Raw genomic sequence first — 26,782 nt, forward strand, 5'->3', positions numbered from 1 at the left:
CATCAATGACTAACTTGATCGCTTCTTGCTTGAACTCTGAATCGTACTTGCGATTCGATCTCATGACACACCCTCCTGGCTCGTTAGGATATATGGTGTGTCCTCAAAAGTGAAGATAGCTCAAGCTTAGGGTTTTAAACCAAAGCCGTGTGGTTTTCGCTGTTCATCCCTTCTATCCTTTTTATCCCTGTTAATTTGTTTTGCCGTTCCCCCTTCCCAATGAATTAAACCGGTTCTACTTCCCCTCGTTTTCTGCTACATTTCTTGGGCCACTATTCTCGCCCAAGAGGTTGCCATGTCAGACAAAACCGCACTCCTGCTGCTCCAGATGGGAGGCCCCGATTCACTGGACGCCGTGCACCCTTTCCTCATGAACCTCTTCACGGACCGCGACATCATCAAGATCGGGCCGGCCTTTTTGCAGCCTTTCATCGCCCGGCGCATCGTCAACAAGCGGGCCCCCAAGGTGGAGGAGTACTACCGCCAGATCGGCGGCAAGTCCCCGATCCGTGAGCTGACCGAGGCCCAGGGAGCGGGACTGCAGGCGCTTCTGGGCGAGCGCTTCCGCTCCTTCGTCGCCATGCGCTACTCCCGCCCCTCTACCATCGATGCCTTGGCGGCGATCAAGCGTGAGGGGATCAAGCGCGTCGTGGCTCTCTCGCTGTACCCGCACTACTCCAAGGCAACCACCGGTTCCAGCGTCAACGAGCTGCAGCGCGTGCTGAAGGAATCGAAGGCCGACTTCGAGATCACCTACATCGACCGTTTCTACAACCATCCGCTCTACATCAAGGCGCTGGCCGGGAAGGTGATCCGGGGGCTGCAGGCGTTCCCGGACCGCAAGGACGTGGAGATCGTCTTCTCGGCCCACTCGCTTCCCCAGTCCTTCATCGACGAAGGCGACCCGTACCTGGCGCACATCCAGGAGACCGTGCGGCTGGTGATGGAACAGGTAGGCGAGGCGAGCCACTTGCTCTGCTTCCAGTCCAAGGCGAGCAAGGTGAAGTGGCTGGAGCCCTCCACCGAGGCGACCCTCGAGCGGTTGGCCAAGGAGGGGAAGGAGAACCTGTTGATGGTGCCGCTTTCCTTCGTCTCCGACCATATCGAGACCCTCTACGAGATCGACATCCAGTACGCCGAAGAGGCGAAGGCGCACGGCATCAAGCGCTTCGTCAGGACCGAGTCGCTCAACTCCGACCCGATGTTCCTGGATTGCCTGGCGGACCTGGTACGGACGACGGTAAAAGCATGAAAACCTGCAGCATCTGCAAGACCGAGTACGACGAGAACGAGCCGGATTCGCTGTACGGCGAGGCGGGGGAGTGGCTGGCGGAGGAATTTTTCAAGGACGCGGGCGAGCTCTGCAAAAGCTGCCGCGAGAACCGCGCCCGGCTGGTCATGATGTACGGGCACGAGATGAATACCTAAAACCTGAAACCGTCAGCCACGGATAAAATCTGAGGACATCTGAGAAAACCTGAACCCCTAAAGTCTTTGTTTTGGTTCTCTCTGATTTACTCCGAACTTCTCCATGGCTAATGGTTTGGTTTTTTTTGGAGCTTTTATGGATCGGATAACCCTGGACGGCATCAACCTGACCCTCGCCAACCCCATCGAGCTCCCCCTGCGCTGGGTGGGGGACGAGGAACTGCTCCGACAGCTTCTGGCTGCCTGGATGGTGATCGACGAGCGCGACATCCCCTTCAACCCGCGCCTGATCGGCAAGCCGGGGGTGGGCAAGACCACCCTCGCCTACGCCGCCGCGAAGAAGCTGGGACGCAAGGTCTACCTGTTCCAGGCCACCATGGACACCCGCCCCGAGGACCTGATCGTGACGCCGGTGATCGGCCCCGAGGGGACCATCCAGTACGCCGCCTCCTCGCTGGTCTCGGCCATGATTTCGGGGGGCGTGCTGATCCTGGACGAGGGGAACCGGATGAGCGAGAAGGCATGGGCGTCCCTCGCGCCGCTCCTTGATGACCGCCGCTACGTCGAATCGATCATCACCGGTCTCAGGATCCAGGCACACCCGGACTTCCGGATCGTGGTGACCATGAACGAGGACTCCTCCACCTTCGAGGTGCCGGAGTACATCCATTCCCGGCTGCAGCCGCAGCTCTTCATCGACTTCCCCGAGGCGGACGAGGAACTGGCCATCCTGAAGGAGAATCTTCCCTTCGCCGGCAGTTCAATCCTCAACTACGTCGTGCAGTTCCTGCAGCGCGGCCACGCGGCGGACGAGCCCTACTCGGTGCGAGACGGCATCAACATCGCCCGCTACGCCTTAAAGATGATGGCGGCGACCGAGAAGGACCCGCGCGAACTCCTGCCGCTTGCCGTGGAGCGGATACTCGGGGAAGAGGCGCTCCGTTACCTGAAGTAAGACTTCGTCCATTCCATTACCCTCTCCCCCCGGCAGAGGGTGGCCGCAGGTCGGGTGAGTGCGACGCCACAAAGGACCAAGCTGCCGCATGCCCTCACCCCTGCCCCTCTCCCGAAGGGCGAGGGGGATGAACTGCGGCATCTAAAATCAGCTCCACACCTTTTACTTATGTCCGAGCGACTCTACCTGGAACAATTTGGCAACGTCCACGCCCTCCCCATCCTGCACTACCGGATGGAGTTCGCCCACCTGGTGCGGGAGGCGTTCGAGACGGTGAAGCCGGACTGCATCGCGCTGGAGCTCCCGCAAACGCTGGAGCAGCAGTTCCTGCGCGGCGTGCGGCGCCTGCCTGAGATCTCGGTGCTCGCCTACCACGTCGGCGGCCAGTCCGTGTTCCTCATCATCGAACCGGCCGACCCCCTTATCGAGGGGGCGCGGCTCGCCCTTGAAAACGAGGTCCCGCTGCACCTGGTCGACATCGACCTCGACTCCTACCCTTCACACCCCGAGCAGCTCCCCGATTCCTACTCGGTGCAGCGCATCGGCCTGGAACCGTTCTACCGCGAGGTGGCCAAGCTCTACCGCGAGATCCCGTCCGGCGAGGAGGATCTGCGCCGCGAGCGAGGCATGGCCTACCGCCTGAGGCAGCTCTCGGCACAGCACGAACGCGTCCTCTTCATCTGCGGGATGTCACACCTTGAGCGGATCCGCCGGGATTTCGACGCGCCGCAGGCCCAGCCCCTGACCCGCACCCGCCGCGAGGGGATCACCATCTTCAACCTGCACCCGGAATGCTGCCACGAGGTCCTGGCCGAGTATCCCTTCCTCTCCGCCCTCTACGAGACCAGGCGATCGCCCCTTCCCCCCGAACCCGCTTCCGGCGGTCCTTCGCTGCGAAAGAGCTTCAACGCGTTTGAGCTGATCCTTGGGGGGAAGCAGACTATCCCCGAGGAGGAGGCGCTGGCCGAATCGGTGCAGAGAAGCGCGCACCGGATCGGTCCGGAGGGGGAACTCCCCGACCGGCAGAAGATCATGCTGCGGCTCTTTCTCGAGGCGGCCCGGCACTACCGGCAGGAGACCGGGGACAAGGTGCACTTCTGGCAGAAGCGCGCCTTCTTCCGCTTCGCCAGAAATTACGCCCTGTTGTCGCGCATGCTGCTCCCCGACCTGTTCCAGATGCTGGCCGCAGCGCGCGGCTGCCTGGACGACAACTTCGCCTACGCCTTCTTCCGGCTCGCCGCCCACTACCCCTGGCAGCGCGAGGCGAGCGACATCCCCACCCTGCGGCTGTCGGCCGCCGAGCTCTGGTCCGCCACCAAGAGGATCCGGTTTCGCCCGCGCGAGCAGGTGCGCGCCAAGGGGCTCTCGCGGCTCAAGATGATGAACCGGAAGAAGGAAAAGCGCCCCGGCGACTGGCTGGAGGGGTTCGACGATCCGTACATCTGCTCCTATCCGCCCGAGGACATCAACATCGAGGAGTACGGCCGCAACCTGAAGCGGATCGGGGCCCGGCAGTTGAGCGAGGAGGCGAGCAAGTCAGAGCCGTTCACCTCGTCTCTTCTGGACGGGATCGACATGCGTGAGACCCTGCGCAACGTGCACGAGGGGAAGATCTACGTCAAAGAGAACAAGCGGTTGAAGAGCGGCGTGGGGTGCGTGGTGGTGATCCTCGACGAGGACAAGGAGGGGACGAAGTACCCGTACTGCATGACCTGGTTGGGCGAACATGCGCAGGAATCGGACATGGCCTTCTACGCCACGCCGCCTACCGACAACGTCGTGGGTCCCGGAATATCGCGCTGCGAGTACGGGGGATTCCTGTTGAGCTATCCGCCGCGGCGCATGGTCGACGTCTGGCACGACCCTGACTACCGGCTCGCGCTCGGGAAGGGGGAGCATCTCCTGATGGCGGCGCTCGACTACTCGCTGGAGAAGGACGTGGTGTACGCCGCCGCCAAGCCGCCGCGCAGTTTTATGAAGCAGCACGCGGCGCGGCTGGGGAAAAGGATCATCTACCTGCCGCTCGGGAGTCTTTCCCCCGTAGCCCTCAAGAAGCTCCGGGCCTTCCACATCCTCTACGGTCGCGACAAGCGTGACATCGCCAAGGATTACGTTTGGTGAGAAGGTCGGGGCGGTGACGGGCGAATGATTATTCGCCCCTACAGGTGGACGAGGTTTTGTAGGGGCGAATAATCATTCGCCCCGCGTGCGACCGGGGGAGACGTCCCCAGAAATTAAAAAGGCCCTCGAAGCGGAGGGCCTTAGTCTTAGTCTTAATCTTAGTCTTAATCTTAGTCTTAATCTTAGTCTTAGTCTTAATCTCAGTCTTAATCTCAGTCTTAATCTCAGTCTTAATCCCAGTCTTTACGCTTACCCCTTCCTCAACACCCTCTTGTCCCCCATCCGGATGGTGAGCTTCTCCTGGTCGAAGTACTCCAGGAGCGGGATCATGAACTTCCTGGACAGGCCGGTCAGGTCCCTGAACTCGGGCGGGGTGATCTCCCCCTTCTCCTTCAGGTGGGCCACCAGCTTGTCGCGCAGCTCGTTGACGGCGCCGGGGGCGTAGAAGATGTCCCCCTTGATCTTGGCCACCCTCCCCTCGCGGAACATCATGTTGGCGTGATCGAGCACCTGCTTCTCGGTGGCGCCGACCAGGTCGCAAAGCTCCTTCAGGGTGGGAGGCTCGAACCACGCCTTGGTGAGCGCCTCCTCGAGGGCACGCTGCACGCTCGCCTGGTCCTGGGTCACGCCGACCTTGCGCCCGGGGAGCTTCACCAGCTCGCGGTCGGAAAGCGCCAGCCCGTCCTTCTCCAGACTCGACAGCACCGGGCCGAAGAAGCGGGCGTCGCTGCGCCTTGGGATCCTCGACTTCAGTTCTTCCTTGCCGATACCTTCCTGCATCGGGTTTTCCTGGAGATACTCCTGCAACTCCTCGGAAAGCCTTTGCTTCAACTGCGCGAAGGCGTCCTTGCTGAGGAAGATGCGCGGCTCCTTCACCACCTGGAGCACGGCGCCGCTGGAAAGGAGCGGGGCCAGGGCCGCTTCGATCCTCTTGCCCGACATCCCGGAACGGTTCACCATCTCCTGGATGGAAATGCCGGAGAGAAGCGACGACTCGACCAGCAGCCGGATGCGCTCCTGGTCCACGCCGGATTCGACGGCCTCGAGCAGCGCGAGCGCCTCTGCGGAACGGCGGCGGCGGCGCGGCGGCGCGGGGTCCAGCACGGTCCCGCCGCCCAGGGTCGCCTGCGGCGAATAGGTGCGCAGCACGAACGGGTCGCCCGGCAAGAGCAGCACCGGGTGGTCGAGCCGGAGTTGCACGTAGGCACTTTCCCCGGGCTGAAGCGCGTCGCGGTCGAAAAGGATGATCTTGGCGGGGACCTCGTAGGTGGCCGAATGGAGGCGGACGCCGGCGCGGTGCTTCAGCTCCTTCCCCATTGAGGCGAGGTAGTTGAGCCGCACGTCGACGGCGCTGGTCGACTTGTAGAGCCCCTTGGGAACGACCACGTCGCCGCGCTGCACGTCGGTGTGGTCCACCCCCTGGAGGTTGACCGCGAGCCTTTCGCCCGCCCCACCCTTCTCTACCTTGGAGCCGAAGGACTGCACGCCGCGCACGCGGCAGGCGATGCCGGAGGGAAGGATCTCGACCTCGTCGCCCACGGCGATGCTGCCGGAGAGGAGCGTGCCGGTGACCACGGTGCCGAAACCGGTCACGGTGAAGACGCGGTCCACCGGAAGCCGGAAGGGGGAGTCGACCCGCTTCTGCTCGATCTCCTTGGCCATCTTGGTCAGTTCCGCTTTCAGATTGTCGATGCCGTCGCCGCTGCGGGAGGAAACCGAAACGATGGGGGCGCCGGCGAGGAAGCTTTCCGCAAGGTAATCGCGCACCTCTTCGGTGACCAGGTCGAGCCAGTCCGGCTCCACCATGTCCTTCTTGGTGAGCACCACGATGCCGCGCTTGACTCCCAGCAACTGGCAGATCTCCAGGTGCTCACGGGTCTGGGGCATGATCCCTTCGTCCGCCGCGATCACCAGGAGCACCAGGTCCATCCCGCCGACGCCCGCCACCATCGTGCGCACGAAGCGCTCGTGACCGGGAACGTCGACGATGCCGAAGCGCAGGTCCCCTGGAAGTTCCAGGTGCGCGAAGCCGAGCTCGATGGTGATGCCGCGGGCCTTTTCCTCCTTGAGGCGATCGGTATCGACCCCGGTCAGCGCCTTGACCAGCGAGGTCTTGCCATGATCTATGTGTCCGGCAGTGCCGAGAATGAGATGCTTCATGGTGTTGCTCCGTGAAAAAATTCTTTCTTATATCTCAATTTTTGAATCAAAGGTCAACCGGTCTTTCAATCAGGTCGCCGTCGATGCCGTTTTCACGAGATGCCCAATGTAGGGGCGAATAACCATTCGCCCCCCTTGATCTCGCCTTAACCTCTCTCGCCATCGACTGCGGTGGGGGCATCGGCGGCTGGGCAAATGGTTATTTGCCCCTACGGATCACTTACGGCGAAGAAAAAAACGGGTACGCGGGGATGGGCTAATCCTTGAACTGCAGCTGGTAGAGCCGGTAATAGAGTCCCTGGGCGGCCATCAATTCCGCGTGCGTCCCTTCTTCCGCCTTCTCGCCGTGGTGGATCACGACGATGCGGTCCGCGTCGCGGATGGTGGAGAGACGGTGGGCGACCACGAGCGTGGTCCGCCCCTGCATCAACCCTTCGAGCCCCTGCTGGATCAGCCGTTCGCTGGCCGTGTCCACGCTGGCCGTCGCCTCGTCCAGCACCAGGATCTCGGGGTTGAAGGCCACGGCGCGTGCGAAGGAGATCAACTGCCGCTCTCCGGCGGAGAAGTTCACCCCGCGCTCGCGCACCTCTTCGTCGTAACCGTTTTTGAGTTCCCGGATGAAGCGATCGGCTCCGACCACGGCCGCCGCCTGTTCCACCCTCTTGAGCGCCTCGGGGTCTCCCAGCGAGATGTTGTAGGCGATGGTGCCGGAAAAAAGGTAGGGGTCCTGCAGCACCACGCCGATCCGCCTGCGCAGCACCGGTAGCGGCAGCTCGCGGATGTCGGTGCCGTCGATGGTTATGGAGCCGCGCTCCACGTCGTAGAGCCGGGACAGGAGCCTGGTCACCGTGGTCTTGCCGCCGCCGGTCTCCCCGACCAGCGCCACCTTCTCGCCGCGCTTCATCTGCAGGGAGAAACCCTTCAGCACGTAATCCCTATCCTTGTAGGCGAACCAGATATCGTTGAAGCAGATGCTCTGCAGCGCCTGCGCCGGGGAGGCCTGGCATGCCTGCGGCGTCCCCTTGGCCGCTTCCGAGGCCGGCAGCACCGCGGGCTCGCGGTCGTCGTTGTCGAGCAGGGCGAAGATCCGCTCCAGGGAAGCCATCGCCCCCTGCATGATGGAGTATTTGGCCGAAAGGTCCCGGATCGGGGAGAAGAACTTCTCGATGTACTGGATGAAGGCGACCAGCGAGCCGAAGGAGAGCGTCCCCTTCACGATCTCGCCCCCCCCGTACCAGATGATCAGCGCCACGGCCACGGAGGAGAGCGATTCCACCACCGCGTAGAGGGCCGCGTCCCAGGTGATCACCGGGAGGTTCGCCTCCACGTAGGAGGCGTTCAGCCTGCGGAATTCCTTTGCCTCGTCCCGCTCCCGATTGAAGAGCTGCACCACCGCCATGCCGCCGATGCTCTCCGCGAGGAAGGCGGAGAGGTTCGCCTGGCGCGCGCGCACCTGGCGGAAGGCGAGCCGCATCCATTTGCGGAAGGCGAAGGCGACCCAGATCAGCACCGGGAGCACCGAGAAGGTGACCAGCGAGAGCCGCACGTTCATCCAGAGCATGATGCCGACGATCCCCGCCAGCACCAGGATGTCCCCGACCACCGTCACGATGCCCGCAGCGAACATCTCGCCCAGGACCTCGATATCGCTGGTCAACCGGGAGACCAGGCTTCCCACCGGGGTCTGATCGAAGAAGCGGGTGGAGAGGCGCTGGATGTGGCTGAAAAGCTGCACCCTTATGTCGTACATCACCCGCTGTCCCACCCACTGCAGCAGGTAGACCTGGGCGAACATGAGGATCGATTCCGCGAAGATGATGGCGAGAAACGCCGCGGCCAGGGCGGGGAGCCCCTCCATGCGTCCCTTCACGATGTGTTCGTCGATGGCGACCTTGATGATCCAGGGCTGGGCGAGCTTCGAGGCGGCGATCAGCGGGAGCAGCAGGAGCGCCGTCGTCAGCATGCGGCGGTACGGCAGGACGTAGGCGATGAAGCGCCCCATCAGGCGCCGATCGTACACCTTACCTACCGTTTCATCCTCGTATATCCCGCCGAAGTGCATGCCGCTCCCTCTAAACCTGAAAACCAAAAGCCCTAACGCGAAGACGCAAAGGCGCAGAGACGCAGGGAAATTCTATGAAGGTTTGACCCCTCGCTTGTTTTTTGCTTTTTCTTGGCGTCTTAGCGCCTTTGCGACTTTGCGTTAAAGCTTTTGCCTTTAAAGCCTCTCTATCTCCGCCTTAAGCTGCTCTTCCCTGTGGATGGCGGCGTAGCGGCCGCCGAGCTCCAACAGCTCCGCATGGCTCCCCTCTTCTACGATGCTCCCCTGTTCCAGCACGATGATCCGGTCGCAGTTGCGCAGCGGCGAAAGCCGATGCGACACGATCAGCACGGTCCTTTTCCCGTAGTAGCCGGAAAGGGCGGAAAGGATCTCTTCCTCGGTATCGGCATCGACCGCGGAAAGGGGATCGTCCAGGATCAGTATGCTCGGCTCCTTGATGAGGGCCCGGGCGATCGAGACGCGCTGCTTCTGCCCACCGGACAGGGTCACCCCACGCTCACCGACCAGCGTGTCCAGCCCCTGCGGAAACCGGGTGAGGTCGCCGGAAAGCCCTGCGATCTTGGCCGCGCGCTCGATCTCTTCTCGGGTCGCGCCGGGCTTGCCGTAGGCGATGTTCTCGGCGATGGTGCGGGAAAAAAGAAACGTCTCCTGGGGCACGAACCCGACCGCGGCACGGATGCGCTGCAGGGGGAGCCGGTTGAGATCGATGCCGTCGATCAAGAGGGTGCCGTCGGCCACCGGGAAGAGCCGCGGAATCATGCGCACCAGGGTCGACTTGCCGCTCCCAACCACCCCGACGATGCCGATGCGGGAACCCCTTGCGATCTTAAGGTCGATGCCGCGCAGCATCTCGGCGCTGCCGTAGCTGAAGCTGAGGCTGCGGTACTCGATCTCCCCCTCGATCTCGCCGGGATCGACCGGCTGCTCCGGCTCCACCACCTCGGGGTACGCGTTCAGTATCTCGCCCAGGCGGGTCATCGACGCGGCTCCCCTCTGCACGAGGTTGAGGATCCAGCCGAACATGATGGTCGGCCAGACCAGCATGGCAAGGTAGCCGTTGAAGGCGACGAAACCGCCCAGGGTGAGCTCGCCGCGGATCACCTGGTTGCCGCCGACAAAGAGGATGACGAGGGTGCCGATGGCTCCGGTCGCCGCCATCACCGGCAGCATCATCCCTCGGATCTTTGCCATCGCCATGCTGGCGTCGCTGTAGCTGTCGCATACGGCGCCGAAGCTTTCGATCTCCCCTTCCTCGCGGCAGTAGGCCCGCACCACCGCTGCTGCGGAGACGTTCTCCTCGACCCGGGTGGTGAGCCGGGCCAGCGCCTCCTGTGTCCGCTTCGAGACGCGGAACATGCTGGCGCTCATCTGCTTCACGATCAGGATCATGACCGGGAAGGGGAGCACGGCGCATATGGTGAGAAACGGGGAAATGCGGGTGAGGAGGATCAGGGAGGCAGTGTAGATCACCACCGTGTTCAAAAGACTCAGGACGCCGAAGCCGAGCAGCATCCTGACGTTGGTGAGATCGTTGGCAAGCCTGGACAGGATGTCGCCGGTGCGCCAGTTGGAGAAGTAGGTACGATCCAGGGTGAGCAGCTTTGCGTAGAGGTCCTCGCGCAGCTCGTACTCGATGCGGCGCCCGGCGTTTAGGAGCGTTGTGCGGGAAAAGACGCGGATGATTCCCTGCGCCACGGCGGCGGCTGCGATCAGCCCGCCGTACTGCGCCGGGGTGTACCCGGCCTTCGCCGGTGACTGCAGGGACTCGATGGCCAGCTTCAAGAGCCACGGAATGGCGAGCCCGCACAGGTTGGTCCCCACCAGCAGCAGGGCCCCCAACAGGTAGGCACCCCAGCGGTTGCGCATGTAGCGGTATAGTCTTCTCAATTCGCCGATGGCTCACCTCGCGAGATAACGCGCCGGTAGTATTATTACATTTCCCTTTTCCTGTCAAAGTATTTGCCGGTTCCAATAATAAGCCGGTGATGTTTTAAAAAAACGTAAACGCGCCGTTTTGACCCCACCAAACCCCTGTGCAGCCACAATTTCCCCGAATCGGAAAATTCTAACCAATTCCTGCGCTACTTCAGATACTTTGGCCCGAGACAATAACAATCGATCGCTTGTTCTAAAATTTCACTTTTTTTCGATTTTTTTTCTGTCAAAGCACCGCCTGAAGCGCTCATCCTCAAAGATGTTTTGACAAAAGTCCTTCTTTTTCAGCCAGTTTTGTCAAAAACAAATGCTTGCTTTTTTGTTTTAAAATGGCGTATAGTCCATTCGAAATTTTCGTATGACAGCAAAAAGCGATATTTTAAAACAACGTTCTTCAAAATCCATAAAGTTGCTTTTTGACTTTCATTGGGCGTATCATCTTTAGCCGTTTATCAACCAAGTGGTCGGACGACCATGAACCAGTCACGAGGTCAGCAGTGAAAAACAAGTTGATGCACCTCTCCAACGAGACCATGAACGTCGGTTTCGTGAAAAAGGTGGAGGCACTCTCCGGCAGTTCGGTGCGGCGCTGCTTCCAGTGCGGCAAATGCTCTGCCGGCTGCCCAATGTCCGCGTTCATGGAGCATCCCCCCAACAGGGTGGTGCGCCTGCTGCAGTTGGGGCAGGGGCAGCGCATCCTGGCCGGGCGCTCCATCTGGTACTGCGCTTCCTGCGAGACCTGCACCACCCGCTGCCCCAACAAGGTGGATCTCGCCGCGATCATGGACGCGCTCAGAAAGCTCTCCTGGGACGCGGACGGCCCCTCCAAGGAAAGTTACGTGCAGCTCGCCAACCGCCTCTTCATCGAGAACATCCGCACCTACGGCAGGCAGTACGAGCTGCGCCTGGGCGCCGCCTTCAACATGAAGAGCGGGCAGTTCCTGAAGGACCTGATGCTCGGCCCCAAGCTGATCTCCAAAGGGAAGCTGAAGATGTTCCACTCAAAGAACAAGAACATCGCCGACATCGAGGGGATCTTCAAGAGGATCGAAGAGATGCGCAAGAAAGGGGAGGCGCTGTGACACCTGGCAAGAAACGTCTTAGTTATTCCTATTACCCGGGCTGCTCGCTGCACGCCTCCGGGCGCGAATACGACATCTCCACCCGCGCGCTGTTCAAGGCGCTCAACGTGGGTCTCAAGGAAGTGCCGGACTGGTTCTGCTGCGGGGCCACCCCCGCCCATAACGTGGACGAGCTTTTGTCGCTCTCGCTCTGCGCCAAGAACCTCTCCCTGGCCGAAGAGGTCGAGGGGGACCTGGCCGTCGCCTGTGCCGCCTGCTTCTCACGCCTTAAGACCACCCAGCACCACCTGAAAGAAGACGACACCAAGAGAAAGCAGGTCGAAGTGGCGATCGACGGGCCGGCGGCCATTAACAAGCCGGTCAAGCACATCCTGGAGATCCTGGCCCGCGAGTTCGGTCTGGCCAGGCTCGAGGAGAGCGTGAAGAAGCCGCTCTTGGGGCTCAAGGTCGCCTCTTATTACGGCTGCCTGCTGACCCGGCCGCCCGAGGTACCTGAGCTGGACGACTGCGAGGACCCGAGCATCATGGAGGACCTTCTGCGCGCGCTGGGGGCGGAGCCGGTCAAGTGGAGCCACCGCATGGAGTGCTGCGGCGCAAACTTCACCCTGTCCCGCCCGGGCGTGGTGCTCAAACTCTCCAACGCCATCCTGGAGAGCGCGCGCATCGCCGGCGCGGACTGCATCATGGTCGCCTGCCCCTTGTGCCACGGCAACCTGGACATCCGCCAAAAGGAGATCAAGGAAGCCTACGGCGCTCCCGACTCCACCCTGTTCGGCAACATCTTCGGCTCCGAGCTGCGCGGCGGGAGCGCCCCCGACCAGCGCGACGTCCCCATTTTCTACGTCACCCAGCTGGCGGCGCTGGCCATGGGGGTAGCCTCGGAGAGCCTCGGTTTCGAGAGCGTCATCACCGACCCGAAACCGCTGTTGAGAGATAAACAGCTGCTCTAGCCTCATGGCGGCAGCAACGGATTGAGGAGCTTATGTCCAGAATCGGCGTTTTTGTGTGCCACTGCGGTGAGAACATCTCCCGCACCGTGGATGTGGAGCAGGTGGCGAAGGCCGCGGGGGAGATCCCCGGGGTAGCCTATTCCTGCGATTACAAGTACATGTGTTCGGACCCCGGACAGACCCTGTTGAAGAAGGCGGTCGCCGAGCACAAGCTGGACGGCGTGCTGGTGGCGGCCTGCAGCCCGCGCATGCACGAAAAGACCTTCCGCAAGGCGGCCGAGGCGGCGGGGCTGAACCCGTACCTGTGCGAGATGGCCAACATCCGCGAGCACTGTTCCTGGGTGCACGAGGACCGGGGCATGGCGACCGCGAAGGCGAAGGACATCGTGAAGCTCATGGTGGAGCGGGTGAGGAAAGGGAAGTCGCTCGCCCCGATCACCGTACCGGTCACCAAGCGCGCGCTGGTCATCGGCGGCGGCATCGCCGGCATCCAGGCGGCGCTCGACATCGCCGACGCCGGGCACAAGGTGGTGCTGGTGGAGCGCGATCCTTCCATCGGCGGCCACATGGCGCAACTCTCCGAGACCTTCCCGACGCTGGACTGCTCCCAGTGCATCATGACACCGAAGATGGTCGACGTGGCCAACCACCCTAACATCACCCTGTTCACCTATTCCGAGATCGAGAAGGTTGAAGGGTACATCGGCAACTTCCAGGTGACCGTGAAGCACAAGGCGCGCTCGGTGGACGAGAAGAAGTGCACCGGCTGCGGCGTCTGCATGACCAAGTGCCCGAAGAAGAAGATCCCCAACGAGTTCGACCAGGGACACGGCATGCGCCCCGCCATCTACGTCCCATTCCCGCAGGCGGTCCCCAACACCCCGGTGATCGACCGCGAGAACTGCACCATGTTCCAAAGCGGCAAGTGCGGCGTCTGCGCCAAGGTCTGCGGACCGGGCGCGGTGGATTACGAACAGAAAGATACTTTTACCGTCGAGGACGTGGGCGCCATCGTGGTCGCCACCGGCTTCAAGCTCTACACCATCGACAGGAAACCGGAAGGTAGCCCGATCCAGGGGTACGGCGAATTCGGCTACGGCACCATCCCCGACATCATCGACGGCATGACCTTCGAGCGCCTCGCCTCCGCCTCCGGCCCGACCGGCGGCAAGATCCTGCGCCCCTCGGACGGCAAGGAGCCCAAGCAGGTGGTCTTCATCCAGTGCGTCGGTTCGCGCGCCAGGGAGAAGGGGATCTCCTACTGCTCCAAGGTCTGCTGCATGTACACGGCCAAGCACACCATGCTCTACCACCACAAGGTGCACGACGGCCAGGCCTACGTCTTCTTCATGGACGCGAGGACCCCGGGCAAGGGATACGACGAGTTCTGGCGCCGCGCGGTCGAGGAAGAGGAAGCGGTCTACATCAGGGGGATGGTGTCGCGCATGTACCAGCGCGGCGACAAGATCGTGGTAATGGGAAGCGACATCCAGGTCGGTACCCAGGTCGAGATCGAGGCCGACCTCGTGGTGCTGGCCACCGCGGTGCAGCCCCAGGACGGCGCGGACCTCTTGGCGCAGAAGCTCGGCATCTCCTACGACAAGTACAACTTCTACTCCGAGGCCCACGCGAAGCTCAAGCCGGTCGAGTGCGCCACCGCCGGGATCTATCTCGCCGGCGCCTGCCAGGGGCCCAAGGACATCCCCGACACGGTGAGCCAGGCCTCCGCAGCGGCGGCCAAGGTGATGACGCTCTTCGCCAAGGACCAGTTGGAGCGCGACCCGGTGGTCGCCAAGGTGAACGAGAAGTACTGCGTCGGCTGTTTCGCCTGCAAGAAGGTCTGCGCCTACGGCGCCATCGAGGAGAAGGAGATTCGGGACCGCCAGGGGAACCTGGTGAAGAAGGTCGCCTACGTGAACCCCGGTGTCTGCGGCGGCTGCGGCACCTGCCAGGCCACCTGCCCGTCCAAGTCCATCGAGCTCGACGGCTACACCGACGAGCAGATCATGGCGATGATAGAGGCGCTCTAAACGGCTAAAACCTGTTCTAAGTTCTAGGTTCTACGTTTAAACCTTAAACAACTTCGATTCTCGCTCTTGGTTCTGCCTTCAACATAGAACGCAGAACATAGAACGTAGAACGGCTTCTGAGGTTTTCATGCACGCTGAAACAAAACAACACGACTTCGAACCGAAGATAGTCGCCTTCGTCTGCACCTGGTGCACCTACGCGGGGGCGGACCTCGCCGGCACCAGCCGGATGCAGTACCCCTCCAACGTCCGGGTGCTCAAGTTCCCCTGCACCGGGAGGATCGACCCGGTCTTCATCCTGCGCGCCTTCCAGAAGGGGGCGGACGGGGTGCTGGTGTCCGGGTGCCACCCCGGGGACTGCCACTACATGGCGGGCAACTTCCACGCACGGCGCCGCTTCGCCGCTTTCCGGGCTCTCCTGAGCTTCGTCGGGGTGGACCTGAACCGGCTCCAGTTCTCCTGGGTGTCGGCTGCCGAGGGGGGGAAGTGGGTCGACGTGGTGACCGAGCTGACCGAACGGGTGCGGACCATGGGACCGATGCCCGAATTCAAGGAGCTCGAACACGAGGAGCAGTGGTCGACCTTCGCCGGGGCTTCGGCGGACAAGGTGCTCAATTCGCCGGAGTTGAAAGAGGCGTACGACAGCATCGGCTAGTTTTTACGCAAACCTTCGCCTGACGCTGTAGGGGCAAATAATTATTTGCCCGGCCGCCGGCGCCCGACCGGTGCAATTGCAGGACGAGGCCAAGACGCGACAACGGCAGGCGAATGGTTATTCGCCCCTACAATAGTCCTCTCCCCTGGAGGGGAGGGTCAAGGAGGGGGACGGTTCTCGCTCCCGACCGCTAACATCCGCGCCGGCACCCACCGCGCGTCCACGGACAACGACATGAACGCTAAAGCAAGCAAGACCCACGTCACCTGCATCGAACCGGCCTACTACGAGGCGATCACCGAGGCGATCCGCAAGGAAGCTGTGCAGATCCTGAAGGATGAGACGGTCGTCGGTGTGGTCGGCTACCTCCCCGGCCGCCGCAAAGGGACCGCCAGCCCCGCGCTGGTCACCACGGCGGAGGAAGCCGGGAAGCTCATCTTCTCGCCCGCCTGCGTCAACAACCTCTCGGTCTACCTCACCAAGGCCAAGAAGGGGGTGCTGAAAAAGGGCAAAGTCGGCATCGTCGCCAAGGGTTGCGACATGCGCGCCCTGGCCGGCCTGATCACCGAGTCGCAGCTCCAGCGGGAGGAACTCTTCATCATCGGCGTGGTCTGCCCCGGGGTGTACGGCTTCGGCGCGGAGCGCACCGGCACCCTCACCGAGGCCAACATAGCCCGGAAGTGCCGCGAGTGCTCGGTGCACCTGCCGGACGGGGCCGACGTCGCCGCCGGAACCCACACCGAGCTCGCCGACCTGACGCCGGAGGAGGCTGAGGAGATGGCCCGCATCGAGGCGATGCCGCAGGCTGAGCGTTGGGCCTTCTGGAAGGAGCATTTCTCGCGCTGTATCCGCTGCATGGCCTGTCGCCAGGTCTGCCCCTTCTGCTACTGCGAGCAGTGCCTGTGCGACAAGAACCGCCCGCAGGCTGTGGAAAGCTCGCCCCGCCCCGCCGGCAACATGGCCTGGCATCTCGTGCGTGCCATGCACCTCGCCGGGCGTTGCGGCGGCTGTGCAGAGTGCGAGCGGGTCTGCCCCATGGATATCCCTCTGAACCTGTTGAACCGCCGCATGGCGAAGGAACTGAAGGAACTCTACGACTTCGAGGCCGGACTGAACCCGGTGGAGAAGGGACCGCTCAACCAGTACAAGGAAGACGACGACCAGTCGTTCATCAAGTAGAATAAGGTCCCCTCCCTCCTCCGGGGGGAGGAGCAACGTCGGAGCACCATCACACAAGCCAGCAGCGCCCTCACCCCTGTCCCCCTCCCGGAGGGAGAGTGGAGAAGGCCAATACAAAGAGACTCTTATGCCGCAGATCATTACGGAACAGAACCTTCGCAATCTGATCGACCTCCTGGTCAAGGAAGCCAAACTCGTGGTGGGCCCGAAGTTGTCGGGATCGGTGGTCCTCTACGAACCGCTCGCAGCAGGCTCGGACCTCACCCTCGACGCGCTGCCGCGCCGCTCCTCCAAGGAGCTGTTCTTCCCGATCTGCGAGGACATCCTCTCCTACAAGCGGGAAAACGGCGCCATGAAGGTGACCGACGTGGACCGCTCGAAATTCCCGGAAACGGTGCTGATCGGCGCGCCTCCCTGCGACGCCGGCTCCCCCGCCATCCTGGACGCCGTCATGTCCTGGGACTACAACGACGAGTTCTACCTTGAGCGCCGCCGCAAGAGCACCATCGTGGGGATCGCCTGCACCAAGGGGGACGACGCCTGCTTCTGCCGCGCCGTAGGCCTCGCGCCGGACGCCGAGGGGGGGAGCGACCTGTTCCTTACCCCGCTGAAAGACGGCTCCTACGCCTGCAAAGCGGTGACGGATAAGGGGCAGGCCCTGGTGGCGGCGCACCAAAACCTCTTCGCGGATGGGGCGGGCACCGAGCCGGTACCGTTCGTGGACCAGGCAGTCGAGAAGCTCGACCTGGTCAAGATCAAGAAGTGGCTGGAAGAGCACTTCGAGGATCCGCTCTGGGAGAAGATCGCCGACATCTGCGTCGGCTGCGGCGCCTGCGCCTTCATCTGTCCGGCCTGCCACTGCTTCGACATCAACGACGAAGGGAGCACGGATGACGGCGTCAGGCGCAAGCACTGGGACGCCTGCGGTTTCGCCAAGTTCACCAACCACGCCTCGGGCCACAACCCGCGTGACGTTCAGAACAAGCGCTACCGAAACCGCATCATGCACAAGTTCAAGTACTACGATGACAAGTTCGGCAAGACCCTTTGCACCGGCTGCGGCCGCTGCATCCGCGCCTGCCCGGTCGGCATCGACATCGCCGAGATCCTCGAAACCATCAACGGGAAAGAGGACTAAAACCTCAACAAACAGGGATGAAGGGGATGAAAGGGATAGAAACAGAAGTTTTAGGTTTTATCCTCTATATCCCCTGCATCCCCTTCATCCCTGTTAAACGCCTTATCGAGAGAAAAGATCTATGTGCAAATCAGACAACATCTACCTCCCCAACCTTGCCACCATCGAGGCCATCGTCGACGAGACCCCGGACGTCAGGACCCTGCGCCTGGTCTTCCAGGACGAGCAGGTCCGAGAGAACTTCAGCTTCCGCGCCGGCCAGTTCGCCGAATACTCCTCCTTCGGCTTCGGCGAATCGACCTTCTGCATCGCCTCGGCACCGACCCGCAAGGGGTACATCGAGTGCTGCTTCAGGAGCGTGGGGCGGGTCACCGAATCTCTGAGAAGGCTCGAGGTCGGCGACACCGTCGGCGTACGCGGCCCCTACGGCAACTCCTTCCCCATCGAGGAGTTCTACGGCAAAAGCCTGGTCTTCATCGCCGGGGGCATCGCCCTGCCGCCGCTTAGGACCGTGATCTGGAACTGCCTGGACCTGCGCGACAAGTTCAAGGACATCACCATCGTCTACGGCGCCCGTTCCGAGGCGGACCTGGTCTACAAGCACGAACTGAAGGAGTGGCAGGAGCGCGGCGACGTGCGCCTGGTGAAGTGCGTGGATCCAGGCGGCGCCGGTCCCGATTTCGACGGCAAGGTAGGTTTCGTTCCCACCGTGCTGGAGGAAGCGGCTCCCAGCTCCGAGAACACCATCGCGCTGGTCTGCGGGCCGCCGATCATGATCAAGTTCACCCTCCCGGTGCTCGAGCGTCTCGGCTTCTCGGACGACAACATCTACACGACCTTGGAGAACCGGATGAAGTGCGGCGTCGGCAAGTGCGGCCGCTGCAACGTCGGCAACGTCTACGTCTGCAAGGACGGCCCGGTCTTCACCGCCCGCCAGGTGAAGGCGATGTCGCAGGAGTTCTAGACCGACCGAGCGAAGGCCCAACGATTTGAACCGACTCCCCCTCCCCTGCCCTCCCCCTTCGGGGGAGGGTTTTGTTTAGATAAGTCTTCATAGCTCTTTATCCGCCTTTATCCCTTTTATCCCTGTTCAATTCGCTTGACCAAGTGCTTAAAATGAGCGAGTCTTTCCGCCTTGGCGCCGCCCTCACCCCGGCCCTCTCCCGTTGGGCGAGGGCCGGGGTGGACGAAATCTTCGCCGCAACAGGTTCCGCCTATGCCGTACCTCCTTCTTACCTTGAGCGCCCTGATCTGGTCCGGCAACTTCGTGATCAGCCGGGCGATGAACAACGTCATTCCCCCTGCCGGGTTCGTGTTCTGGCGCTGGGTGGTGGCTCTTATAGTGCTTCTCCCGGTGGTGCTGCCGCGACTGCGCGAACAGGGGCCCATCGTCCGGGCCAACCTCCCGCTCATCGGGATTTCCGGCCTCTTCGGCGTCACCCTCTTCAACTTCCTGATCTACACGGCGATGCACTGGACCACGGCAATCAACGCGGCACTGGTCAACTCCGCCATCCCGATCTTCATCATCATGTTTGCCCGCCTCTTCTACGGGCAGCGGGTCATGCTGCGCCAGCACGCCGGCATCGCCCTTTCCCTGGTCGGCGTCGCCGCCATCATCCTGCGGGGCGACCCGACCCGCATCCTCACCTTGAGTTTCAACCGCGGCGACCTCCTGGTGCTCCTCGCCGCCATCGCCTGGGGACTCTATTCCGTTGCGATCAAGCGCTACCCGCAGGGGCTGAACCCGTTCGTGTTCCTGTCCTCCATGACCGTGTGCGGCCTGGTGCTGCTGATCCCCTTCTACGGCTACGAGATCTCCCAAGGTCACTTGATGACCTTCAACCTCCCCACCGTTCTCAGCGTCCTGTACGTGGGCGTCCTCGCCTCGGTCGTCGCCTTCACCGCATGGAACCACGGGCTGCGGCTTGTGGGACCGCACGTGGGTGGGCAGTTCGTGCACCTGATGCCCGCCTTCAGCACCGTCATGGCCGTGATTTTCCTGGGCGAGCGGCTGCAGCCCTTCCACGTCGCCGGCATCGTCCTGATCTTCGCCGGGATCATCTGCGCGACCTATAAGGTCAAAGCGTAGCCCCCTCCCCTACCGGGGCCGGGAGCCGCACCCGGGTCAGGGCCAACTCCCTTATAAAGCGAGTTCCCCCTCCGGCGAACTCCCCCTCTCCTTCTGGGAGAGGGTATGCACAAGGCGGACGTCTCCCATTGTCGATTCTCCATTGTCACACGTTCATTACCCCTGCCTTTACGTATACTTCCTTGCCCTCCCCCCCTTGCTGCTGATATCGTATTCACTACGCTAAAACAGCTGCAACACACTCCCCTCTAAAAAAGGTGACCCCAATGTTCCAAGTTGTAAGCAACGAGATTCTCGCGGAAAATCTCCACAAGATGGTGTTGGTCGCTCCCCGGATCGCACGGGCCAGGAAGGCGGGACAGTTCGTCATGGTCAGGCTGGCTCAAGGCGAAGAGCGGATCCCGCTGACCATCGGCGACGCGGACCCGGCCGCCGGGACCATCACCCTGTTCATACAGGCCATCGGCGCCTCGACACGAAAGATCGTCTCGACCCCGGTCGGCGGCTTCATTCGCGACGTGGCGGGCCCTCTGGGCAAAGAGACCCATATCACCAACTGGGGCCGGGTCGTCTGTGTGGGTGGCGGCGTAGGCACCGCCGTCCTTTTCCCGCTGGTGAAGGCGCTTGCCGAGGCCGGCAACGAGATCACTACCATCATCGGCGGACGCTCGGAACGCTACGTCATCCTGGCGGATGAACTGGGAGCGCTGTCCAAGAACCTGCTGATCACCACCGAGGACGGCAGCCTGGGCTACAAGGGGTTCGTCACCGGTCCGCTTTCCGAGATGATCGCCGACCCCGCCCGCGCGCCGCAGGCGGTCTTCGCCGTGGGGCCGGTCCCGATGATGAAGGCGGTTGCCAACCTGACCCGTGAGCCGGGGATCGAGACCATCGTGAGCCTCAACCCGATCATGATCGACGGCACCGGGATGTGCGGCGGCTGCCGCGTTCAGGTGGGCACCGAAACCAAGTTCGCCTGTGTGGACGGACCGGAGTTCGACGCGCACCTGGTGGACTTCGACGGTCTCTCCGACCGCCTGACCAGCTATCGCAAGGAAGAGGCGACAAGGCACGCAGCCGAGGGCTGCAAACTGGCTAAGGAGGTGGCAAAGTGAGCAACGACCTGTCCCCCAAAGAGAGGATGGCTATAGATAGGGTCCACATGCCGGAACTGCCGGCGGACGAACGGAGCACCAACTTCGAGGAGGTCAACCTGGGTCTCTCGGCAGACCAGGCGCTTTCCGAGGCGCAGCGCTGCCTGCAGTGCAAGACCAGGAACTGCGTGGCCGGCTGCCCCGTCGGGGTCTCCATCCCTGAGTTTATCGACGCCCTGGCCTGCGACGACCTGCCCAAGGCCACCCAGATACTGCGCGGCGACAACGCCCTCCCCGCGGTCTGCGGCAGGGTCTGTCCGCAGGAGACCCAGTGTGAGGCCCTTTGCGTGCGCGGCAAGAAAGGCGACGCCGTGGCCATCGGCTACCTGGAGCGCTACGTGGCGGACTGGGCCATGCTGCACCCGGATCGCCTGCTCAAAGCGGCGAAGCCCGAGCCGACCGGCAAAACGGTCGCCGTTGTCGGCTGCGGCCCCGCCGGGCTCACCGCGGCCGGTGAACTGGCCCGGATGGGACACCAGGTCACCATCTTCGAGGCGCTGCACGACACCGGCGGGGTGCTCCGCTACGGCATCCCCGAGTTCCGTCTCCCCAAGGAGATCATCGACCGCGAGGTGGCGGTTCTCCTCGAGCTGGGCGTCGGCATCGAGTGCAACGTGATCATCGGCAAGACCCTGACCGTCGCCGAGCTGCGCGACGATTTCGATGCCGTCTTCATCGCCAACGGAGCCGGTCTTCCCACCATGCTCAACATCCCCGGGGAGAACCTGAAAGGGGTCTACGCCGCCAACGAGTTTCTCACCCGCGTCAACCTCATGGAGGCCGGGCGCAAGGAGGACAGCGCGACGCCGATCCTGCAACGCGACGAGGTCGCCGTCATCGGCGGCGGCAACACCGCCATGGACTGCGTCAGGACCGCCCGCAGGCTGGGCGCCAAGCGCGCCATGATCATCTACCGTCGCGGCGAGGCCGAGATGCCGGCCAGGATCGAGGAGATCAAGCACGCCAAGGAGGAAGGGGTGGAATTCGTCATGCTGACAGCCCCCGTCGCCATAATCGGCACCGAAGACGGCTGGGTATCCGCGCTGCGCTGCCAGAAGATGGAGCTGGGCCCGGCCGACGATTCCGGGCGGCGCCGCCCGCAGCCGGTTGACGGCTCGGAGTTCGACATTCCCGCCGGCATCGTGATCAACGCGGTCGGGACCAACGCCAACCCGCTCCTCACCGCTACCGCGCCTGATCTCAACCTGAACAAGTGGGGCAACGTCGTGGCCGACGAAGAGGGGCAGACCAGCATCCCCGGCGTCTTCGCCGGAGGCGACATCGTCAGGGGCGGCGCGACCGTCATCCTGGCCATGGGTGACGGCAAGCGCGCCGCAGCAGCCATCGACCAGTACCTGAAGCGCTGAGGACCGCGCAACAAGATTTGAAGTAACGAGGGGGCCGCAAGGCCCCCTTTCTTTTTGCGCCACGAGCCAGGTTTCGCAACGCATCCACACCTCTCCTGCCTTTAACTGTGCCCAAGGCACCTGCGGCTGGGCAAATGGTTATTTGCCCCTACAAACCCTTACCTGCCGGCCTCCCCACATCCACTGTAGGGGCGAATAATCATTCGCCCGCCTTTACCGCATCCACACCTCTCCTGCCGTTAACCATGCCCAAGGCACCTGCGGCTGGGCAAATGGTTATTTGCCCCTACAAACCCTTACCTGCAAGCCTCTCCACATCCACCGTAGGGGCGAATAATCATTCGCCCGCCTTTATCGCATCCACACCTCGCCCGCCTGCAACCATCCCCGGTCACCTGCGGCTGGGCAAATGGTTATTTGCCCCTACAGCCTTAAGGACCTTCCTCTCGCCCACTGACGGGTTGACAGCGCCCAATACGCAAGTAACGTTTAATGGTTTGCCACTCCACCATGAAGGGAGGCCACATGAAAAGGATGCATTTGTTTCTACTCGTGCCGCTTTGCCTCTGCAACTCCGCATTTGCCGCGGACGACCTGATGTCGCGCGCCAACAAGCTGTTCAACCCGATCCCGACCAAGGCCCCTCCCCTCAAGGGGAATCCGGCCACGGCGGCGAAGCTCGATCTGGGCGCAAAGCTGTTTTTCGATCCACGGCTTTCCTCCTCGCAGCTCATCAGCTGCAACACCTGCCACAACGTGGGACTGGCAGGAGCCGACCTCCAGGAGACTTCGACGGGACATGGCTGGCAGAAAGGGCCTCGCAACTCCCCCACCGTGTTCAACGCGGTGTTCGACGTGGCGCAGTTCTGGGACGGGAGGGCCAAGGACTTGCAGACCCAGGCCAAGGGCCCGGTGCAGGCGGCGGTCGAGATGAACAGCAACCCGGAACTTGTGGTGAAGACGCTGAAAAGCATCCCCGGCTATGCGCCGCTGTTCAAAGCCGCCTTCCCCCGTGCCGCCGACCCTGTTAGTTTCGACAACATGGCCAGGGCGATCGAGGTGTTCGAGGCAACTCTGCTCACCCCGAACTCCCCGTTCGACCGCTTCCTGAAAGGTGATGCCGCGGCCTTGAACGCCAGGGAAAAACGGGGCTTGCGCATCTTCATGGACAAGGGGTGCGCACCGTGCCATGCCGGAACCAACGTGGGGGGCGTCGGCTACTACCCGTTCGGTGTCAGGGAGGCACCCGCTACCGAAATCCGACCGTCGGGGGATACCGGCCGCTTCATGGTCACCAACACGGAAAGCGACCGCTATGTTTTCAAGGCTCCATCGCTGCGCAACGTCGCCGTAACCCAGCCCTATTTCCATTCGGGAAAGGTATGGAAACTCTACGATGCGGTGGTTGTGATGAGTTCGGCTCAACTTGGGGTGAAGCTGAAGGAAGGCGAAGTGGAGGATACGGTCGCTTTTCTGAAGACGTTGACCGGGCGGCAGCCGAGGCTTCACTACCCGCTGCTGCCGCCGAGTTCGGACGATACGCCCCACCCTCAGCTAAAGTGAGGTGCGGGACGCCGGTGACATGCGTTTTATCGTGCTGGGCCAGGGTCCACCTGGCCCAGCACCTTTTTCAGGGACACCAGGTCGTACGGCTTCTGGATGAACTGCGCGCCCTGGTGTCCCGACAGCCGCCTCGCCTCTTCTGCCGCGCTGAAACCGCTGGAAAGGACGATGCGCACGTCGGGTCGGATGCTGCGCAGGTGCTCCGCAGCGGTCATGCCGTCCATCTGGGGCATGGAGAGGTCCATGATCACCACCCCGATCTCCGCCGCGTGCTCCCGGAACAGCGCCACGGCCTCCGGGCCGTCCGAGGCGACCATGGTGCGATATCCCAGTCCGCGGAGCATGGCGCGACATACCATGCGCACCATCTCCTCGTCATCCACGATCAATACCATCTCCGGCACTTCCGCGTCAGGCTCTTCCGCCACCGCAGACGCCGCAACCTCGGTCGAGGGAATTTCCTTGCCCCCTCCCTGCTTTGCCAGTGCCCTTTCCAGCACGGTTTCCCTTGCGACAGGTCTGCCCTGCTCCGCCTGCACCATGTCACCGGTGCTCGCCGCACTGCCTGGCCCAGAGGCTGGGAAGAGGACCTTCACCCTGGTCCCTGCCCCCGGTCCGCTCTCCACGAAAATGGCGCCTCCATGCCCCCTGACGATCCCCTGTACCGCCGAAAGTCCCAGCCCCCTCCCAGTGAACTTCGTGGAGAAGAACGGGTCGAACATACGCTCGCTGGTCGCCCGATCCATTCCACAGCCGTTGTCTGCGACCTCGATGGAAAGGAAGGTTCCCGGCTGAGGCTTTTGCTCCAGTCGGCTTTTTGCCAGTTGCGTCGCGCCTAAACTCGCCACTCCGGTCGTCACGGTTATCGCCCTCCCCTCCCCTGCCGCCTCGATGGCGTTGGTCACCAGGTTGACGATCACCTGCTGCATCTGCCCCGGGTCTGCCTCAAGGAGCGGGAGCCCCTGCTGCAACTGGACCGCGACGGTGGCACCCTTGCGCAGTGAAGCCTTCATGAGGTCGACGTTCTCCCCCACAAGCCGGTTCAGGTCCACCAGCTTGACGCTGTACCCCCCCTTCCCCGAATAAGCCAGCATCTGTCTGGTCAGGTCCCCCGCCCGCTTGGTCGCCTGGTGGGCATTCTCCAGGTACTTGATCGCCGGGCTGTCCTGCTCCAGCACGTGGCGCACCAGTTCGACGTTGCCGCCGATCGCCATGAGCAGGTTGTTGAAATCGTGCGCGATGCCGCCCGCGAGCACCCCGAGGCTCTCCAGCTTCTGGGTGTGGAGCAGCTGCCGCTCGAGTTCGCCGCGTTCAAGCTCGGCCTGCCGTTTCAGGGTGATGTCCTCGCCGGAACTCAGCACCCCCTGGATGTTCCCTTCCTCGTCCCGCAACAGGATGTTGTGCCAGGAGATGAGCCGCTCACCCTTGTCCCGGGTCAGGATGTGGTTTTCATAGAATTCGAGGAGCTGCTGCTCGCCCCGCATGAGGCTGTCGAAGACCTCGCGAACCCCCTGCTGCTGATCTGGAGGGAGGAAGTTGTCGAACCAGTTCACCCCGAGGAGCTCTCCCTCGGAGGCGCCCAGGAGCTGTGCCCCGGCCCTGTTGATCATGCCGATGCAGCCGTCGCTCCCCAGCAGCACCAGCATGGCGCCGGCCAGGTCCAGGTAGCGCCGCGCATTCTCCTTCTCGTGGCGCAGCTCTTTGGTTCTCTCGGCGACCTTCCTCTCCAGTTCCTGGTGCGAGTCCTCGATCCGCCTGGCCATGCTGTTGAAGGTTGCCGCCAGATCGACGATTTCCTGGGGCACACCTCTCTTTGCCACGGACCTCGCCGACAGATCCCCCTGCTCCAGGGCCAGCACGGTGTTTCTCAGCTCCCTGATCGGTCCGGCGACCCTCTCCCCACCCCAGCTCACCAGCAGCAGCGCAATGGCGATCATGCCCAGCCCGAAAAGGGCGGCCCGAGTCTTCGTGGAGACCAGGGGCGCAAAGGCCTTTTCCTGGTCGATTGCCACGGCTATCCCCCATCCCTGCGCCGCCCCCAGTGGCACGAAGCGGTATGCGGCAAGGATCCGGCGCCCATCCTCCAAGGTCTCCAGACGGGAGGATTCGGTCATGGTCATGGCCTGTTGCGACAGTCTCGTCATCAGCGGGTCGTGCGCCGCCTCCCCCGGCCTGCGCTCCGGCACCGACGCCAGGAGCTCCCCCTGCGCCCCGACCAGAATCATCTGGTTCCCAGCGGCATCCGCGATTCCGGGGAGCAGCGCCAACGCCTCCAGGCTCTGCTGGGGCCTGGTTACTCCTACCAGAACCGCCGGCACCTCTCCTGTTTCCCGGCCGGCCCTGTCCCTGGTCACAACCTGCCGCGAGATCAGGATCACCGGGTGCCCCTCGGCCCAGGCCGTGCCGATCTGCTCGGTGGCCCCCACAGTGAAGGCCGTGTCCAGGAAGTCGCCGTAACGATAGCTGCCCCCGACCTGGTCCGGATCACTTGCGGCAATGATCTTCCTGGTCTGGGTCACCAGTGCCAGGCTGTCATAGGTGTCGGGGGAGGTTCGCTTGAGGGTGAGTAAGTGCTGGGAAAGGAACCGGGCCCTCTCTTGGGGGGGGACGGCCCGGGTCGCCTCCTCTTTGAGGAGCGCCGCCGCCTTCTCGACGAAATCGCTGGAGTTGGCCACTACCGCGAGTTCCGAGCGGCGCGACGCGAGCCAGGTGAGGATGGATTGCCTCTTCAGGTCCGCGGCGTTTTCCAGGGTTCGGACAATCTCCGCCTGCTTCAAGCCGTGAATCCCCTCGATCCCCAGCCACGGGGCGCCGTAGACCAGGACCAGGAGCAGGGAGCCACCGCCCAGTAGCGATAACACGCCGAAATAGGCGATGATGCGATCGCGTATACCCTGCAATCTTCGCTTGC

General features: G+C 62.8%; 19 protein-coding genes. 15 read left to right on the top strand and 4 right to left on the bottom strand.

The window, feature by feature from the left end:
- The first annotated feature begins 295 nt into the window (after positions 1-295).
- The 4 genes from hemH to KOM00_RS18675 all read left to right on the top strand — a co-directional run bounded on the left by hemH (position 296) and on the right by KOM00_RS18675 (position 4,504).
- Positions 296-1,252, top strand: coding sequence for a ferrochelatase (gene hemH, locus KOM00_RS18660; protein WP_216500529.1), 957 nt, complete (start codon positions 296-298; stop codon positions 1,250-1,252).
- A complete protein-coding gene (locus KOM00_RS18665) occupies positions 1,249-1,428 on the top strand; it encodes a hypothetical protein (protein ID WP_183344170.1) in 180 nt (59 codons plus the stop codon). Before hemH ends, KOM00_RS18665 begins: the two co-directional genes overlap by 4 nt.
- Positions 1,429-1,564: 136 nt before the next feature.
- Entirely contained in the window at positions 1,565-2,383 is an 819-nt protein-coding gene (locus tag KOM00_RS18670) for an AAA family ATPase (protein ID WP_216500530.1), read from the top strand.
- A 168-nt stretch (positions 2,384-2,551) separates the two neighbouring features.
- Positions 2,552-4,504 (top strand): TraB/GumN family protein, encoded by a 1,953-nt coding sequence (locus tag KOM00_RS18675; RefSeq protein WP_216500531.1) that lies wholly within the window; start codon positions 2,552-2,554, stop codon positions 4,502-4,504.
- A 249-nt stretch (positions 4,505-4,753) separates the two neighbouring features.
- Here KOM00_RS18675 and selB read toward each other — a convergent pair whose 3' ends face one another.
- The 3 genes from selB to KOM00_RS18690 form a co-directional block, all read right to left on the bottom strand.
- On the bottom strand, positions 4,754-6,664 hold the full coding sequence (gene selB, locus KOM00_RS18680) for a selenocysteine-specific translation elongation factor (RefSeq protein ID WP_216500532.1): 1,911 nt from the start codon (positions 6,662-6,664) through the stop codon (positions 4,754-4,756).
- Positions 6,665-6,920: 256 nt separating this feature from the next.
- Entirely contained in the window at positions 6,921-8,726 is a 1,806-nt protein-coding gene (locus tag KOM00_RS18685) for an ABC transporter ATP-binding protein (protein WP_216500533.1), read from the bottom strand.
- Between the two features lie 156 nt (positions 8,727-8,882).
- Positions 8,883-10,592: an ABC transporter ATP-binding protein gene (locus KOM00_RS18690; protein WP_216500559.1), complete on the bottom strand. Its 1,710-nt coding sequence runs from the start codon at positions 10,590-10,592 to the stop codon at positions 8,883-8,885.
- 566 nt (positions 10,593-11,158) lie between these two features.
- On the opposite strand from KOM00_RS18690, the gene KOM00_RS18695 reads away from it, so the two are divergent.
- The 11 genes from KOM00_RS18695 (at position 11,159) to KOM00_RS18745 (ending at position 23,871) form a co-directional block, all read left to right on the top strand.
- Complete coding sequence (locus KOM00_RS18695) at positions 11,159-11,743, top strand: 4Fe-4S dicluster domain-containing protein (RefSeq protein ID WP_216500534.1); 585 nt, start codon at positions 11,159-11,161, stop codon at positions 11,741-11,743.
- The gene (locus KOM00_RS18700) at positions 11,740-12,693 is read left to right on the top strand and encodes a CoB--CoM heterodisulfide reductase iron-sulfur subunit B family protein (protein WP_216500535.1); all 954 of its coding nucleotides are present in this window, start codon (positions 11,740-11,742) and stop codon (positions 12,691-12,693) included. The genes KOM00_RS18695 and KOM00_RS18700 overlap by 4 nt, the downstream gene beginning before the upstream one ends.
- 32 nt (positions 12,694-12,725) lie before the next feature.
- Positions 12,726-14,723, top strand: coding sequence for a CoB--CoM heterodisulfide reductase iron-sulfur subunit A family protein (locus KOM00_RS18705; protein ID WP_216500536.1), 1,998 nt, complete (start codon positions 12,726-12,728; stop codon positions 14,721-14,723).
- A 127-nt stretch (positions 14,724-14,850) separates the two neighbouring features.
- Entirely contained in the window at positions 14,851-15,378 is a 528-nt protein-coding gene (locus KOM00_RS18710) for a hydrogenase iron-sulfur subunit (protein ID WP_216500537.1), read from the top strand.
- Positions 15,379-15,612: 234 nt separating this feature from the next.
- Positions 15,613-16,557, top strand: a complete 945-nt coding sequence (locus KOM00_RS18715; protein WP_216500538.1) for a 4Fe-4S dicluster domain-containing protein — start codon at positions 15,613-15,615, stop codon at positions 16,555-16,557.
- Positions 16,558-16,684: 127 nt separating this feature from the next.
- Entirely contained in the window at positions 16,685-17,695 is a 1,011-nt protein-coding gene (locus KOM00_RS18720; protein WP_216500539.1) for a 4Fe-4S dicluster domain-containing protein, read from the top strand.
- Positions 17,696-17,816: 121 nt separating this feature from the next.
- Complete coding sequence (locus KOM00_RS18725) at positions 17,817-18,659, top strand: FAD/NAD(P)-binding protein (RefSeq protein ID WP_216500540.1); 843 nt, start codon at positions 17,817-17,819, stop codon at positions 18,657-18,659.
- 252 nt (positions 18,660-18,911) lie between these two features.
- Positions 18,912-19,787, top strand: a complete 876-nt coding sequence (locus tag KOM00_RS18730; protein ID WP_216500541.1) for a DMT family transporter — start codon at positions 18,912-18,914, stop codon at positions 19,785-19,787.
- 266 nt (positions 19,788-20,053) lie between these two features.
- The gene (locus tag KOM00_RS18735; protein WP_216500542.1) at positions 20,054-20,902 is read left to right on the top strand and encodes a sulfide/dihydroorotate dehydrogenase-like FAD/NAD-binding protein; all 849 of its coding nucleotides are present in this window, start codon (positions 20,054-20,056) and stop codon (positions 20,900-20,902) included.
- The gene (gene gltA / locus KOM00_RS18740; protein WP_216500543.1) at positions 20,899-22,308 is read left to right on the top strand and encodes an NADPH-dependent glutamate synthase; all 1,410 of its coding nucleotides are present in this window, start codon (positions 20,899-20,901) and stop codon (positions 22,306-22,308) included. The genes KOM00_RS18735 and gltA overlap by 4 nt, the downstream gene beginning before the upstream one ends.
- Positions 22,309-22,833: 525 nt before the next feature.
- Positions 22,834-23,871: a cytochrome-c peroxidase gene (locus KOM00_RS18745; RefSeq protein ID WP_216500544.1), complete on the top strand. Its 1,038-nt coding sequence runs from the start codon at positions 22,834-22,836 to the stop codon at positions 23,869-23,871.
- Between the two features lie 26 nt (positions 23,872-23,897).
- On the opposite strand, the gene KOM00_RS18750 is transcribed toward KOM00_RS18745, so the two are convergent.
- Positions 23,898-26,771 (bottom strand): hybrid sensor histidine kinase/response regulator, encoded by a 2,874-nt coding sequence (locus KOM00_RS18750; protein ID WP_216500545.1) that lies wholly within the window; start codon positions 26,769-26,771, stop codon positions 23,898-23,900.
- Between the last annotated feature and the right edge of the window lie 11 nt (positions 26,772-26,782).

It is taken from the genome of Geomonas diazotrophica, from assembly GCF_018919385.1.
Classification (GTDB): Bacteria; Desulfobacterota; Desulfuromonadia; order Geobacterales; family Geobacteraceae; genus Geomonas; species Geomonas diazotrophica.

Excerpts from the sequence above, each read along its gene's own strand:
- hemH (WP_216500529.1), top strand. The coding sequence starts at position 296 with ATGTCAGACAAAACCGCACTCCTGCTGCTCCAGATGGGAGGCCCCGAT.
- KOM00_RS18665 (WP_183344170.1), top strand. The coding sequence starts at position 1,249 with ATGAAAACCTGCAGCATCTGCAAGACCGAGTACGACGAGAACGAGCCG.
- KOM00_RS18670 (WP_216500530.1), top strand. The coding sequence starts at position 1,565 with ATGGATCGGATAACCCTGGACGGCATCAACCTGACCCTCGCCAACCCC.
- KOM00_RS18675 (WP_216500531.1), top strand. The coding sequence starts at position 2,552 with ATGTCCGAGCGACTCTACCTGGAACAATTTGGCAACGTCCACGCCCTC.
- selB (WP_216500532.1), bottom strand. The coding sequence starts at position 6,664 with ATGAAGCATCTCATTCTCGGCACTGCCGGACACATAGATCATGGCAAG.
- KOM00_RS18685 (WP_216500533.1), bottom strand. The coding sequence starts at position 8,726 with ATGCACTTCGGCGGGATATACGAGGATGAAACGGTAGGTAAGGTGTAC.
- KOM00_RS18690 (WP_216500559.1), bottom strand. The coding sequence starts at position 10,592 with ATGCGCAACCGCTGGGGTGCCTACCTGTTGGGGGCCCTGCTGCTGGTG.
- KOM00_RS18705 (WP_216500536.1), top strand. The coding sequence starts at position 12,726 with ATGTCCAGAATCGGCGTTTTTGTGTGCCACTGCGGTGAGAACATCTCC.
- KOM00_RS18710 (WP_216500537.1), top strand. The coding sequence starts at position 14,851 with ATGCACGCTGAAACAAAACAACACGACTTCGAACCGAAGATAGTCGCC.
- KOM00_RS18715 (WP_216500538.1), top strand. The coding sequence starts at position 15,613 with ATGAACGCTAAAGCAAGCAAGACCCACGTCACCTGCATCGAACCGGCC.
- KOM00_RS18720 (WP_216500539.1), top strand. The coding sequence starts at position 16,685 with ATGCCGCAGATCATTACGGAACAGAACCTTCGCAATCTGATCGACCTC.
- KOM00_RS18725 (WP_216500540.1), top strand. The coding sequence starts at position 17,817 with ATGTGCAAATCAGACAACATCTACCTCCCCAACCTTGCCACCATCGAG.
- KOM00_RS18730 (WP_216500541.1), top strand. The coding sequence starts at position 18,912 with ATGCCGTACCTCCTTCTTACCTTGAGCGCCCTGATCTGGTCCGGCAAC.
- KOM00_RS18735 (WP_216500542.1), top strand. The coding sequence starts at position 20,054 with ATGTTCCAAGTTGTAAGCAACGAGATTCTCGCGGAAAATCTCCACAAG.
- KOM00_RS18745 (WP_216500544.1), top strand. The coding sequence starts at position 22,834 with ATGAAAAGGATGCATTTGTTTCTACTCGTGCCGCTTTGCCTCTGCAAC.